This window comes from Luteimonas sp. A478 (genome assembly GCF_054052025.1).
Genome location: NZ_JBSVRF010000003.1, coordinates 431,005 through 444,249, shown reverse-complemented (window position 1 = coordinate 444,249; position 13,245 = coordinate 431,005). Strand labels below are relative to the sequence as shown.

The 13,245-nt window shown below is 69.5% G+C and carries 9 protein-coding genes; 3 read left to right on the top strand and 6 right to left on the bottom strand.

The genetic code is table 11. The features are described from left to right. Positions 1–8: 8 nt before the first annotated feature. On the top strand, positions 9–887 hold the full coding sequence (locus tag ACW7G3_RS08515; RefSeq protein ID WP_456982297.1) for an energy transducer TonB: 879 nt from the start codon (positions 9–11) through the stop codon (positions 885–887). A gap of 25 nt (positions 888–912) precedes the next feature. On the opposite strand, the gene tsaB is transcribed toward ACW7G3_RS08515, so the two are convergent. Genes tsaB through mrcB form a run of 4 tightly spaced genes read right to left on the bottom strand, consistent with a single transcriptional unit; the run spans position 913 to position 6,673 of the window. Then, positions 913–1,614, bottom strand: coding sequence for a tRNA (adenosine(37)-N6)-threonylcarbamoyltransferase complex dimerization subunit type 1 TsaB (gene tsaB / locus ACW7G3_RS08510; RefSeq protein ID WP_456982295.1), 702 nt, complete (start codon positions 1,612–1,614; stop codon positions 913–915). Positions 1,615–1,624: 10 nt separating this feature from the next. After that, positions 1,625–3,649 (bottom strand): ATP-dependent DNA helicase, encoded by a 2,025-nt coding sequence (locus ACW7G3_RS08505; protein WP_456982293.1) that lies wholly within the window; start codon positions 3,647–3,649, stop codon positions 1,625–1,627. A 46-nt stretch (positions 3,650–3,695) separates the two neighbouring features. Continuing rightward, on the bottom strand, positions 3,696–4,226 hold the full coding sequence (locus ACW7G3_RS08500) for a hypothetical protein (protein ID WP_456982291.1): 531 nt from the start codon (positions 4,224–4,226) through the stop codon (positions 3,696–3,698). A gap of 2 nt (positions 4,227–4,228) precedes the next feature. Beyond that, the gene (gene mrcB / locus ACW7G3_RS08495; protein WP_456982289.1) at positions 4,229–6,673 is read right to left on the bottom strand and encodes a penicillin-binding protein 1B; all 2,445 of its coding nucleotides are present in this window, start codon (positions 6,671–6,673) and stop codon (positions 4,229–4,231) included. A 125-nt stretch (positions 6,674–6,798) separates the two neighbouring features. Between mrcB and ACW7G3_RS08490 the strand changes: the two genes are divergently transcribed. Then, positions 6,799–8,904, top strand: a complete 2,106-nt coding sequence (locus ACW7G3_RS08490; RefSeq protein ID WP_456982287.1) for a glycosyltransferase — start codon at positions 6,799–6,801, stop codon at positions 8,902–8,904. On the opposite strand, the gene ACW7G3_RS08485 is transcribed toward ACW7G3_RS08490, so the two are convergent. Next, a complete protein-coding gene (locus ACW7G3_RS08485) occupies positions 8,901–10,433 on the bottom strand; it encodes a hypothetical protein (protein ID WP_456982285.1) in 1,533 nt (510 codons plus the stop codon). The genes ACW7G3_RS08490 and ACW7G3_RS08485 overlap by 4 nt on opposite strands. Before the next feature lie 78 nt (positions 10,434–10,511). Then, positions 10,512–12,725 carry a RelA/SpoT family protein gene (locus ACW7G3_RS08480; RefSeq protein WP_456982283.1) on the bottom strand — a complete coding sequence of 738 codons (2,214 nt, stop codon included), beginning with the start codon at positions 12,723–12,725 and terminating at the stop codon, positions 10,512–10,514. Here ACW7G3_RS08480 and ACW7G3_RS08475 point away from each other — a divergent pair. Next, on the top strand, positions 12,724–13,242 hold the full coding sequence (locus ACW7G3_RS08475) for a hypothetical protein (RefSeq protein ID WP_456982281.1): 519 nt from the start codon (positions 12,724–12,726) through the stop codon (positions 13,240–13,242). The genes ACW7G3_RS08480 and ACW7G3_RS08475 overlap by 2 nt on opposite strands. The last annotated feature ends 3 nt before the right edge of the window (positions 13,243–13,245 follow it).

Here is a 13,245-nt window from a genome sequence, read left to right as displayed (position 1 = left end):
CTGCAGGCATGAGTCTGGCGATCGCTCCACCCGGCCCTCAGGTGGGCGACCAGCAGCGGCTGGGGGCCACCCTGGTGCTGTCGCTGCTGCTGCACGGCCTGCTGGTGCTGGGGATCGGCTTCACCCTGGACGATGCCGCCCCGGTGGCACCAACGCTGGACGTGATCCTGACCGAGACCACCAGTCCGCTGACCCAGGCCCAGGCGGACTTCCTGGCCCAGGCCAGCAACCAGGGCGGCGGCGAGCACGAGGAAAGCCTGCGACCGCGTGAATCCCAGCTCGGCCTGGCACCACAGGACCAGCCGGGCATCGCCCCCGAGCCGCTGCGCGCGCAGTCGCCTGATGCGCAGCCCCCGCCCCAGGCCAGGGTGATCACCAGCCACCGCGGCGAACACACCGTGGCCACGCCTGACCCCTCCCAACAAGCCGATCCCAGCGCGCTGCCACCTGGCGACGAGCGGATCGAGCGCGACATGGAAATGGCCCGCCTGGCCGCCGAGATCCACCTGCGCTCCGAACGGTACGCCAAACGCCCGAAGCGCAAGTTCGTCTCCGCCAGCACCCAGGAATATGCCTATGCCGCCTACCTGCGCCAGTGGGTGGACCGGGTGGAGCGGATCGGCAACCTCAACTACCCCGACGAAGCCCGGCGCCGGCAGCTGGCGGGTGAGCTGGTGATCAGCGTGGCAATCCGCCGCGACGGATCGGTGGAAAGCGCGCAGGTGATCCGCTCAAGCGGCATCCACCTGCTGGACGAGGCAGCCTTGCGCATCGCCCAGCTGGCCGAGCCCTACCCGGCCCTGCCGCAGACGGAGGAAAACATCGACGTCCTCCACGTCACCCGCACCTGGCAGTTCCTGCCGGCAGGAACCCTGGTCGACAGCTGATCGGCCACGCGTTTTCGCAATCGCGTCAACGTGCGGCGCGCAAGGCCCGCTGTTCTTCCAGGGTCAGGGCCACGTTGTCGCGCAGGTAAGCGGGTTCGACCAGTTCCGGCGCAACCAGCTCGCCACGCAGGAACGCCTGGACCGCAAGCCGGGCGACATCACCCGCCCTGGGCAGCGCGGTGGCATCCACGCTGACGAGACGCGGCCCCAGGGTCGCCTGCAAGGCGCCCTCGACCGCATCAAAGCCGGTGCCCACGCCATGCCACGCACGGTCATCGCCTGCGGGCAGCTGCACTGCGTCAGGGGCGCTCACGGTTTCCGGTCCCAACGCGGCCAGATCGGTACCGGCACGTTCAAACATGCCTGCGTAGACCTCACCCATGCGGGCATCGATCGCCGCGAGCACTTTCCCCGGCCCTTCGGCGCGCAGGGCCAAAGCGGCCAGGGTCGAGACGGGCAGCATCGGCAGATCCAGCGCCAGGGCGATGCCCTGGGACAGTGCGATGCCAAGGCGCACACCGGTGAACGCGCCAGGCCCTCGCCCGACGGCCACCGCGTCCAATTGCGAACGGGCCATGCCGGCTTCGGCCAGCAGATCCTGTGCCCACGGCAGCGCCAGTTCTGCGTGGCGGCGCGGCGCGATTTCAAAGCGCTCCAGGACATCGCCATCGCACCACAGGGCGACCGAGCACGCTTCGGTGGAAGTTTCGAATGCGATCAGCTTCATTGGAGCAGGTTCATTCAAAGAAGGCCTGTACCTGCGCCACATCGCGGGTCACCGCGAACGGTGGCATGGAGTCCATGAACACCCGGCCGTAGCCCTTGCCGGTCAGGCGCGGATCGCACAGCACCAGCACGCCGCGGTCGCGCTCGCTGCGGATCAGCCGGCCGACGCCCTGCTTGAGCGCGATCACCGCCTGGGGCAGCTGCTCATCGGTGAACGGGTTGCCCCCGGCACGGCGGATCGCATCCAGGCGCGCTTCGAACACCGGGTCGTCCGGCGCGGCGAAGGGCAGCTTGTCGATCACCACCACGCTCAGCGCATCACCGGCCACGTCCACGCCCTCGCGGAAGCTGGCCGCGCCGAGCAGCACGCCGTTACCGGAATCGCGAAAGCGCTGCAGCAGCACGTTGCGCGGCGCTTCGCCCTGTACGAACAGCGGCCAGGGCGCGTCGGAGGCGCGCAGCAACGAGGCGGTTTCACGCAGTGCCCGATGCGAGGCGAACAGAAGAAATGCGCGCCCCTTGGAAGCGTGCAGCACCGGCAGCACGGCATCGAGCATCGCCCGGCTGAACTCGCGCGCTCCGGGCGGCGGCAGGCGCTGGGGCAGGTAACACAGCGCCTGGGTGGGCCAGTCGAACGGGCTGGGTGCCAGCAAAGTGCGCGGCTCGTCCAGCCCGAGCCGGGCGGCGATGTGGTCGAAGCGGCCGTCCACGGCCAGCGTGGCCGAGGTGAACACCCAGGACGCGCGTGAGGCTTCACGATGGGCACGCAGCGGTCCGGCCACGTCCAGCGGGGTGCGCTGCAGGCGGAAGCCGCGCGGCGACAGTTCGTACCAGCGCACGGTATCGGCGTCGGCGGGAAGCTGTGCCGACGCCACTCCTGCCGTTTCGGCCTCGGGCAGGCCCATGTCGCCCCTGTCGATCTCGCCGTCGGAAGTCTTTTCACCGCGCCAACGCCCAAGCCGGCCGATGGCCTCGACGGCGCGTGCGTGGCAGGCATCCATGCCCGGCGATGCCTCACGCAGCGGGCCCAACGCCTGCGCCAGTTCGCGCAGCCGGAGATCCAGGCCATCCAGCCCTTCGCCCACCGCCGCCTCACCGTCCAGGCGCCGCTGGGTACCCCGCGGCGGCAGCGGCTCCATCTGCGCCCGCAGGGCGCGTACGGCCTGCTCCAGCGCCTGCGCCGGTCCCTGCAGGATCGCCAGCGCAGTTGGCACCTCCTTGCACTCCAGCAGCGCCTCGCGGGCCAGCTCCACCAGCGGCCGCGCGCTCAGCGATTCACCGAAGAACTGGGCGGCAAGCTCCGGCAACTGGTGGGCCTCGTCGACCACGAATGCCTCCGCCCCGGGAAGAATCTCGCCAAACCCCTCCTGCTTGAGCGCCAGGTCAGCCAGCAGCAGGTGATGGTTGACCACCACCAGATCGGCGGCCTGGGCCCGCTGCCGGGCCTGGACCACGAAGCATTCGTTGTAGAACGGGCATTCCGTACCCAGGCAATTGTCGACGGTGGAGGTGACCATCGGGATCACCGGCGAGCCTTCGGGCAGCGCCTCCAGTTCGGCCAGGTCCCCCATGCGGGTACGCCCGGCCCACGCCACCACCCGCTGGAACAGCGCCGCCTGTGTACCGGTGGCCATGCGCGGCTCGGTTTTGGCCAGCTCAAGCCGGTGATGGCACAGATAGTTGGAGCGGCCTTTGAGCAAAGCGGTCCGCAGCCCGGTGCCCAGCGCGTCACGCACCGCCGGCAGGTCGCGGTGGTACAGCTGGTCCTGCAGCGCGCGGGTTCCGGTGGAAATGATGGTTTTCAGCCCGGACAGCAGCGCAGGGACCAGATAGGCATAGGTCTTGCCGGTACCGGTGCCCGCCTCGGCCAGCAGGCTGTCGCGGCGGCCGAAGGTCTCGGCCACCGCCACCGACAGTTCCTGCTGGGCCGGCCGCGGCACGAAACCAGGCAGCGCCGTGGCCAGCGCCCCGTCCACGCCCAGCGCGTCGCGGACCGAATCCGGCAGCGCAGGCGCCTCGAGTTCGATCACAGTCATCCCCCCATCCCGGCGCGGCCCACTCGTCCCATGGCGTCCGACATCTTCAATAGCGCTCCGGGCCAGTCACGCGGCAGCCCTCGATCTGCGCGCGCGCCGATGTCGCGCCCGCGGCGTCACCCGCGCGCAGGCGCAACTGCTCGAGCGTCGCCCAGTGGCGCCTGCACAGCGGGCCCAGCTGGCTTCCCAGCGCATAGGCGCGCTCTGCCAGCGTGCCGGCCAAGGCGAAGTCCTGCTGCAGCAGGGCAAGTTCGGCCCGCTCCTGCAGCAGTGCCGGATCCCCTTCCACTTCTTCCAGCGCGAGGTCCAGCGCGCGCGCAGCGCCTGCGATGTCGCCGGCCGTTTCCAGCCGCTCGGCATCGATGCGCAGATCCTCGATGCGCGGGTCGCGCCACGGCTGCACCGCCAGCTCGGCCTCGTCCCCGGCGCCTGCGGCCCGCACCGCGGCCACCATTGCAGCGGCCCCGGTTGCTGACGGCGTTCCAGCCTGCGTTCGGCGCGGATCGGGCGAACCCGTGCAGCCGGCCACCAACACGATGGCGATCACGGCTGCGGAAAAACGGACATTACGAATCATGGTTACAGGGGTACGGGCTCGGGGGAAGGAGTGTCCTGGTGGGCAGGTGCTTCGGACTCCGGCTCATCCAGGCCGAACCAGCTGCGCCAGCCGCGTCGGGCTGGCCGTGGCTCGGCACCTGCGCGCGCCGGGTCTGCGTGGTCCTGTGCGAAATCGGCCGAATCGGACAGCCCATGATCGCAGGGCTGGTAAGCCGGCGCGAATCCGGGCACGAAGGCGTATCGGCGCACCTGCGGGCAATCCGCGTCGGTGCTGTAGCCGTGCGCCACCCAGCGCCAATCCAGTCCGCCTTCGCCCACTTCCAGCGGCGCGCTGGGCAGACGCGCGAACATGTCCGACCACACCCGCATCGCGCCGGTAGCGCCATACAGCCCGGTGGCCTGGTTCTGGTCGTTGCCCATCCACGCCACGGCCAGGTGATCACCCGTCCAGCCGGCAAACCAGCTGTCGCGGCCATCGTTGCTGGTGCCGGTCTTGCCGGCCGCCTGCAGGTGGCCGAGGCCGTCGTTGACCAGCTGCCGCGCCGTGCCCGAAGTGACTGCCCGCTGCAGAGCCAGGGTGACAAGCCGTACTGCCACTGCATCGCCGGCCTGGGCCTCGGTCACGCTCTCGTCGTAGCGGCTGACCGTGCGGCCGTCCTCGTCGATCACCCCACGCACCATTCGCAGCGTCTGGAACTCGCCGCCCGAGGCCAGGAACTGGTACAGCTGCGCCATGGCATAGGGGCTCTGGTCGAGCGACCCAAGGATCAGCGCTGGGTTGGGCTCGGCGCGGACCCCGGCCAGGGTGCTGATCAGCTCGGCCAGTCGCCGCGGGTGGATCTGCATGCCCAGCCGCACCGTGGCCTGGTTATAGGAGTTGGCCAGCGCATCCATCAGCGACACCACGCCATGGCTGCGGTTGTTGGCGTTGGCCGGGGTCCAGCGTTGGCCGTTGGGCAGGACCACGGTCACCGGGGCGTCATCGATCGGACTTGCCAGCGACCAGTCGCCAGGCAGGGCCAGCGCCAGCAGGTAGACGAATGGTTTGAGCAGGGATCCCACGGGTCGATGGGCATCGATCGCGCGGTTGAACCCGTGCTCGGACGGGTCGCGGCTGCCGATCACCGCCAGCACATCGCCGTTGTGCACATCGGTAAGCACCATGCCGGCCTGCAGTTCCGGGCGGCTTTCGGTGCTGAGTGATTCGATGGTCCGCCGGACGGCCCCCTCGGCGTAGCCCTGCGCGGAAGGCGACATCGCCGTCATGACCCGCAGGCCCGCGCCCTGCAGTCTGTTGGCGGGGTATTCGGACGCCAGTTGCCGCCGCACCAGATCCACGTAGGCGGGGAAGCGGTTGGCGGCCAGGCTGCCGGGCCGATCGCTCACCCCCAGCGGGGCGGCCAGCGCGCGGCGATACTCCTCTTCCACGATCAGTCCGGTGGCGTGCATCTGGGCCAAGGCGAAATCACGCCGTTCGCGGGCGCGCTCCGGATGGCGGCGCGGATCATAGTACGAAGGCCCCCGGATCATCCCGACCAGCAGCGCAACGTGCTCGGTATCGAGTTCCTCCAGCCAGCGCCCGAACCAGAACTCGGCGCCAGCGGCCACGCCGCGGATCTCCTGCGCGCCGCGCTGGCCCAGGTAAACCTGGTTCAGGTAGGCCTCCATGATCTGGCTCTTGTCATAACGCGACTCGAGCAACAGCGCATAGATGATCTCGTTGAACTTGCGCGACCAGGTCTGTTCGCGGCCGATCCCGAGCACGCCCGAACGCGCCAGCTGCTGGGTGAGCGTGCTGCCCCCCTGGCGAGTGGAGCGGCTGCGCAGGTTGACCCATGCGGCACGCATCATCCCGCTCAGATCGATGCCGTGATGACGGGCAAAGTCACGATCTTCCACCGCTTGGAGCGCGTCGGTCAGCAGCAGCGGCACATCTTCAACCCGCACCAGCCGGCGCTCTTCCTGGTTGGCGCCGTACAGCGTGGCGATCCGGGCCGGATCCAGCCGGGCCTGCTCTAGTGGCGCTCCATCATCTGGACCGCGCAGGCGCGATACGCGACCCCCAGACACCCTGACCTGCAGCTGCGACGCGGCCACCGGGCCGGCCACATCAAGGAAGCCGCGGCTGGAAATGCGCCAATCCCCGTCGTTTTCGAGCCAGGTCCCGGCACGGACCCCGTCGCCTTCGCGGTAACCGGCCGCCTGCAGCTCATGGCGCAGGGTCTGCGCATCCAGTGCCAAACCGGCCTCAAGCTGCAGCGGGCGTGCGTACACCCTGGTCGGTTCCTGCCAGCTCCAAGCGCCGAACTGTTGCTCAAGCTGCTTGTTCAGGTACAGCGCGTAGGGAACCAGGAAGCCCAGCCCCAGGCCAACCGCCGCCAGCGCTGCAATCAGCAGCCTGCGACGCCACCGGTTTAGCGGGCCACGCGGCGTTTCATCGTCTTCGTCGTACTGGATTCGGGCCATGGAACCTCTTTCCCGCCATGGCAGGATGCCGGCTAATGCAACAATATTGATCGCGCGCAGTCTAGCCCAGCGCTCTGTTGGGCTGTTTCGCACGCACCCTTTCAGTCAGCTGGAGTTCCAGACCCATGCCGTTTTCCATGGCCGATGCGCGTTTCGCGCTCGACCGCGCCGCCGGCCTGCTGCGCCGCGGCGTCAGCAGCCTGCGCACCCGCGGCTGGCGCCCCACCTGGCAGCGGGTCACCGCCCAGCTCGGACTGCTGGCGCCGCCACAAAGGCACGCGCTGCTGAAGGCCGATTACAGCCCGTTCCAGGAACTGCGTGTCCCTCGCGACCAGCAGCCCCGGGCCAGCATCGTGATCCCGGTATACAACGAGTTCGAACACACCCTGGCGTGTCTGCGCGCGATCGCCGAAGCACCGCCGGCCGCCGGCATCGAGATCCTGCTGGTGGATGACGGCTCCACGGACCAGACCGCGGCAGCCCTGCCCCAGGTTGAAGGCCTGCGCTACCACCGCCGGGCCGTAAACGGCGGCTTCATTGCCGCCTGCAACGACGGTGCCGCCCAGGCTTCGGGCGAGTACCTGGTGTTCCTGAACAACGACACCGTGCCACAGCCGGGCTGGCTGGACGCGCTGCTGCGCACCTTCACCGAGCATCCGCAGGCCGGTCTGGTGGGCACCCAACTGCTTTACCCGGACGGACGGCTGCAGGAATCCGGCGGCTGGGTGCTGCGCGACGGACGCGCCGAGAGTCGCGGCCGCTTCGCCGACCCCGATCATCCGCTGCTGCGCTTTGCCGGTCCGGTGGACTACTGCTCGGGTGCCGCACTGGCGATCCGGGGGACGCTGTTTGAAACGCTGGGCGGCTTTGATTCGCGCTATGCCCCGGCCTATTACGAAGACACCGACCTGGCGTTCCGCGTGCGTGCGGCCGGACACCAGGTGCTGTGCCAGCCGGACGCGCGGGTGGTGCACGTGGAAGGCGTCAGCGCCGGTACGGACCTGTCCACCGGCATGAAATCCTCGCAGCTGCGCAACCAGCCGGTGTTTTCAGCGCGCTGGGCTGCGGAGCTGCAGGCGCACCCGCAGATCGCCCCCGATCCGCTGCAGCCCGAGGCGGACGGACGGCCGGTGATCCTGGTGATCGACGCGCTTACCCCTACGCCCGATCGTGATTCCGGCTCGCTGCGGTTGGTGAACCTGATGCGCCTGCTGCGCGACGAGGGCGCGCACGTGGTGTTCGTGCCTGCCGACCGGCGTCACGTCGGGGAAGATACCGAGCGGCTGCAGCGGCTGGGGATCGAAACCTGGTATGCGCCACATATGGGCCGCCTGGCGGCCTGGCTGCGGACCCATGGCCCGCGCTTTTCCAGCGTGATCGCCAGCCGCCACTATGTGGCCGGCAGCCTGCTGCCGCTGCTGCGCAGGTATGCGCCGCAGGCCCAGGTGGTGTTTGACAGCGTGGACCTGCACTACCTGCGCGAGCAGCGTGCGGCCGATCTGGCCGGCGATGAAGCGCTGCAGCGAGCCGCAGCCCGCACCCGCACCCTGGAACTGGGGGTGATGGCGCGAAGCGACGTGACCCTGGTGGTCAGCCCGGCCGAGCAGGAGCTGCTGGCCCGCGATGCACCCGAGGTGCGGGTGGAGCTGGTGTCCAACCTGCATCGCATCGCCGGCGCGGGGCTGCCGTTCGAACAGCGCCGCGACCTGGTGTTTGTAGGCGGCTTCCGCCATCCGCCCAACGTGGACGCGGTGTGCTGGTTCGTGGATTCGATCTTCCCCACCATCCGCGCGGCCCTGCCGGAGGTGCGCTTCCACTGCATCGGCGGCGACCTGGTGCCCGAGATCCAGGCCCTGGCCGATCGCGACGGGGTCATCGTGCACGGCTACGTGCCTGATATCAGTCCGTACATGGACGGCTGCCGCATCGCGATCGCGCCGCTGCGCTACGGCGCCGGGGTCAAGGGCAAGGTCAACCTCAGCATGGCCCACGGGCAGCCGGTGGTGGCCACCCGTACGGCGGTGGAAGGCATGCAGCTGCGCGATGGGCACGACGTGCTGGTGGCGGAGAGCGAGCAGGCGTTCGCCGCTGCGGTGCTGCACCTGTACCGGGACGCCACCCTGTGGATGGAGCTGAGCATCCACGGGCATGAAAACATCGAACGGCATTTTTCACCCGAGGCGGCCCGCGACACCGTTCGCGCGGTGTTTTTCGAGCCGACTGCGGATTAACGCGAGGGCGAGGCGGAAGCCGTACGCAGGCGCTGGGCAAACTCGGCCAGGCCGGATACCGATGGGTCGATGGTCCGGGCCGATTCCAGCGCCGCGCCTGCGCCCGGCAGGTCGCCCGCTCCCAGGCGCTCGTCGCCGATGGCCAGCCAGCGCTGTGCCAACCGGCGTCGCGCGGCAATCAGATCGCCACTGTCATCGGCAAGGGCCACCCTGACATCGAGGCAGGCATTGGCCCGCCCCAGACTGTTGGCGCGCAGCTCCCGCTCGAAGCATCCAGTGGCCGCGGCCAGCAACTGTTCGCTGGCTTCCCGCACCTGCGGATCATCCGGCGCCAGGCTGCGCGCCGCGCGAAGCTTGTCGAAAGCATTCTCGCCGGGCGGGCTGAGCAGGTCGCCGCGACTCTGGGCTGCGGCCGCCTCCGCCAGCAGCGACGCCACCAGCTCCCGGCGCTCGGCAGGAGAGTGCGCCGGGTCGAGCTGTGCCTGGCGCGTGCGCGCCGCGTCCACCCGCTCGGCCAGGCTCCGTACCTGGGCATCGATCGGCGCCAGCTCCCGCGCCTGGGCCAGGGCGGCATCGGCATCGGCGAAGCGGAAGTCCGCCGCCAGCCGCACCGCACGGCGCGCATGCGCCACGCCCGTCTGCACCAGACCATCGCTGGCCTGTTCGTCGCTGGGATCCATCTCCAGCAGCGCGCGGTAACGCTGCGCGGCCCGCTCCAGCTGGCCGGCGTCCAGATCCGCGGCGGCCTGGGCCAGGGTGGCATCACGCTCCTCGGTCAGGCGCGCCCGGGTATCGGGCAGGTCGACGTGACCAGGATCGAATTCCGCGGCCACCGCGATCATGGCTGCGGCCTCGGCGAGTTCGCCGCTGCGCAGCGCGGCCCGGGCCTGTTGCAACAGCTCCGCCACCCCATCATCCCGACCACGCAGCGCCCCCAGGTGCTCCGAGTCCAGGCGCAGGATCCGGCTGTACAGCGGCAGCGCGGAGTCCTCATTGCCGTACAGCCTGCCGGCTTCATGGGCACGCTCGGCATTGGCCCACAGCTGCTCCAATCCGGCGCCCGCGGCCTCGCGCTTGCGCAGCGCCTCGGCAGCTGACTGCACTGCCTCGCGCGGTGCAGACAATTCCCGCGCCAGCTTGAGGGCGGCGTGGGCCTCGGGGTAGCGGCCCGCAGCGGTTTCGCGCTGGGCCTGCTCCACCGCGGCATGAGCCACGGCGGCCAGACCCTGGCGCGGCTCCGGGCGGTCCGGATCCATCGCCAACGCGGCCTCATACAGTTCGCGCGCGCCGCTGCCTTCGGGATCGCTCAGGTGCCCCCGCTGCAGCGCGGCGCCCGCCTGACGCAGGGCATCCTGGGCCGAGTTCTGGGGCCACAGTCGCTCAGCCAATGGCTGGCGCAGTACCAGCAGTGCAATCAGCAGCAGCGCCGCACCCCCGGCGATCCAGCGCCAATGCTCCTGTAAGCCGCTTTGCCGCGGCGGCTTGCCGGGGTCGACCTGGGATGAATGCGGATCACGCGGGCTGCTCACGTGCAAAGCATAAGAGACTGCGCTCAATCGTGGCGTGATCGGCCAAGGTCGATAGGCGAAACCGATGCGGCGGGACCGTCAGGGCCGATAGGCCCGTTCGACCCCGGGCACCGCTTCCATCTTGCCCAGCAGCCGCGACAGCTGGCCGAAATCCTGCACCCGCACCTGCAGCCGCAGGCGCACCTGCCCGGATCCCCCCAGGCGCTCGCTGTTGATTTCCTGCACGTGCGCGTTTTCCTGCGCGATCAGGTTGGACACATCCTTGAGCAGGTATCGGCGGTCCATACCCTCGACCACGATCGCTGCCTCGTGCGCACCGTCCGCATTGCCCCAATCCACCGGCAGCGCCCGGCGTGGCTCGCGGGCGACCAGGCGCAGATAAGCCGCACAGTCGGACCTGTGCACGCTCACTCCGCGCCCACGTGTGAGGTAGCCACCGATCTGCTCGCCCGGCAGTGGCCGGCAGCAACCAGCCACCTGCACCAGCAGGTTGTCCACGCCCACCACGCTGAATTCTGCACTTGACCGGGGTTTGCGCCGGGGCTGTCGGGCCACGGGGGCCGCCGGCTCGTCGCCCCGCTTGGCTTCGGCCTCGTGTTCAAGCAGCGCGCGCGCCACCTGGTGCGGGCCTACGTCGCCCAACGCCACCTGCACATGAAGGTCCTCAATGCTGGCCGCACGGAACTTGCGCAAGGCCGGCGCCGGATCGGCCTGCTGCAGGCCCATGCGCTTGAGCTCCCGGTCCAGCAGCTCACGTCCGTCCTGCTCGTTGCGGGCGCGGTCCAGCTTGTGGAACCAGTGGCGTACCTTTTCCCGCGAACGGCCGCTGGCCAGGTAACCGCTGGTCACCTGCAGCCAGTCGCGCCGTGGCTCGGCGGTCTTGCCGGTAAGGATTTCCACCCGGTCACCGCTGGCCAGCGCATGGGTGAGCGGCACGATCCGGCCGTTGACCTTGGCCCCGCGACAGCGGTGCCCGACCATGGTGTGCACGTGGTAGGCGAAATCCAGCGGCGTGGCCCCGAGCGGCAGGTCGATCACCTCACCCATCGGGGTCAGCGTGTAGATGCGGTCTTCGACCAGTTCGGTGTCCAGGGCGCTGGCCAGCGACGCATCGCCGCCTTCCTGGTGCGTGTCCAGCAGCCGCCGCATCCACTCGATCTTGCGCTCCAGCGCCGCATCGCCCGAGCCGCCCTCCTTGTAACGCCAGTGCGCGGCCACGCCGAGCTCGGCCTGCTCGTGCATCTCATGGGTGCGAATCTGCACTTCAAGGGTTTTGCCTTCCGGACCGACCACCGCGGTGTGCAGCGAGCGGTAGTCGTTGCGCTTGGGCCGCGCGATGTAGTCGTCAAATTCGCTGGGGATCGGCGCCCACAGCGCATGCACCACGCCCAGCACGGCGTAGCAGGCTGGAACGTCGTCAACCAGAACCCGCACCGCGCGCAGGTCGTACAGCTCGCCGAACGGGATGTCCTTGGCCCGCATCTTCTTCCAGATGCTGTAGATGTGTTTGGGGCGGCCCGCGATTTCACTGCGCACGCCCTGTGCGGCCAGGGCTTCGGCCAGATCCTGCTGCACCTGCTCGATGAATCGCTCGCGGGCGCTGCGCTTGTCGGCCAGCAGCCTGGCGATGCGGCGGTAGGTCTCTGGTTCCAGATGGCGGAAGGCGAGGTCCTCCAGCTCCCACTTGAGCTGCCAGATTCCCAGCCGGTTGGCCAGCGGCGCATGGATATCCCGGGTCAGCTTCGCCAGCGCAATGCGCTCCGCATCGGGTGCCTCCGCGGCAACGCGCATCCGTGCAAGCTGCTGGGCAAGCAGGATCGGCACCACCCGCAGATCACGCACAATGGCCAGCAACAGCCGGCGCAATCCTTCCTGGTTGCCACTGCCGCCGCGTTCGGCATGCAGGTCCCAGACCTGACCGCTGGCCTGCAGGCCATCCACCAGCGCATGAACGCGCGGATGGTCCTTTTCCAGCCGGGGCATCAGCGGCGCGGCCCACTCCCTGATGGCAAAAACCACCGCGGCGCCGACCATGTCCGCATCCGCGTCCAGGCGCGCGAGCGATCCCAGCGTGTCCGCCAGCAGCGGCAGCGGCTCGTGCATCCGGATCGCGGTATGCCCCGCGTCGGCGTGCGAGCCAAGCAGGGCGCGAAGGCCGGGATCCAGCGCGGCCGTTTCCGGCAGCTCGAAAAGGGCCTGCAGCGATATGCTGGCGTGTGACACCGCCTGACCTGCCTCGGGAGTGGGGGATACGCTTACACTACTGCCGACCGTCGAAGAGGAACAGTCCATGCCCCGCCTCCGTTTAATGATCGTCGCCGTCGCGCTGGCCTGCGCCGCGCCGGCCATGGCCCAGCAGGGCCTCCAGCAGCAGATGAGCAACGAGGAGTTCCGTGCCGCTGGCCTGGACAGGCTCAGCGCGACGGAACTGGCCAACCTGGACCGCTGGCTGCAGCGCCAGGTGCAGGAGGAAACCACGGTGGCGGTCGAGAGGGCGGTGGAACAGGGCCGCGAGCAGGGTCGCGAAGAGGCGCTGCAGCAGCCACGCGCCCCAGAGGCCGGCCCGCCGGCGCCGTCCGCGCCTGCCGGCCCTGTGCGCACCACCATCAGCGGCGAATTCGCCGGCTTCGGCCGCGGCGAGCGCTACACCCTGGCCAACGGACAGGTGTGGGAGCAGACCGACGCAGCCCGGCTTGAAGGCGTACGCGTGAGCGATCCGCAGGTCACCATCAGCCCCGGCGTGTTCGGCGTCTGGTACCTGCGGATTGATGGCTACAACACCCGCACCAAGGTGCGCCGCGTCCAGTAACCG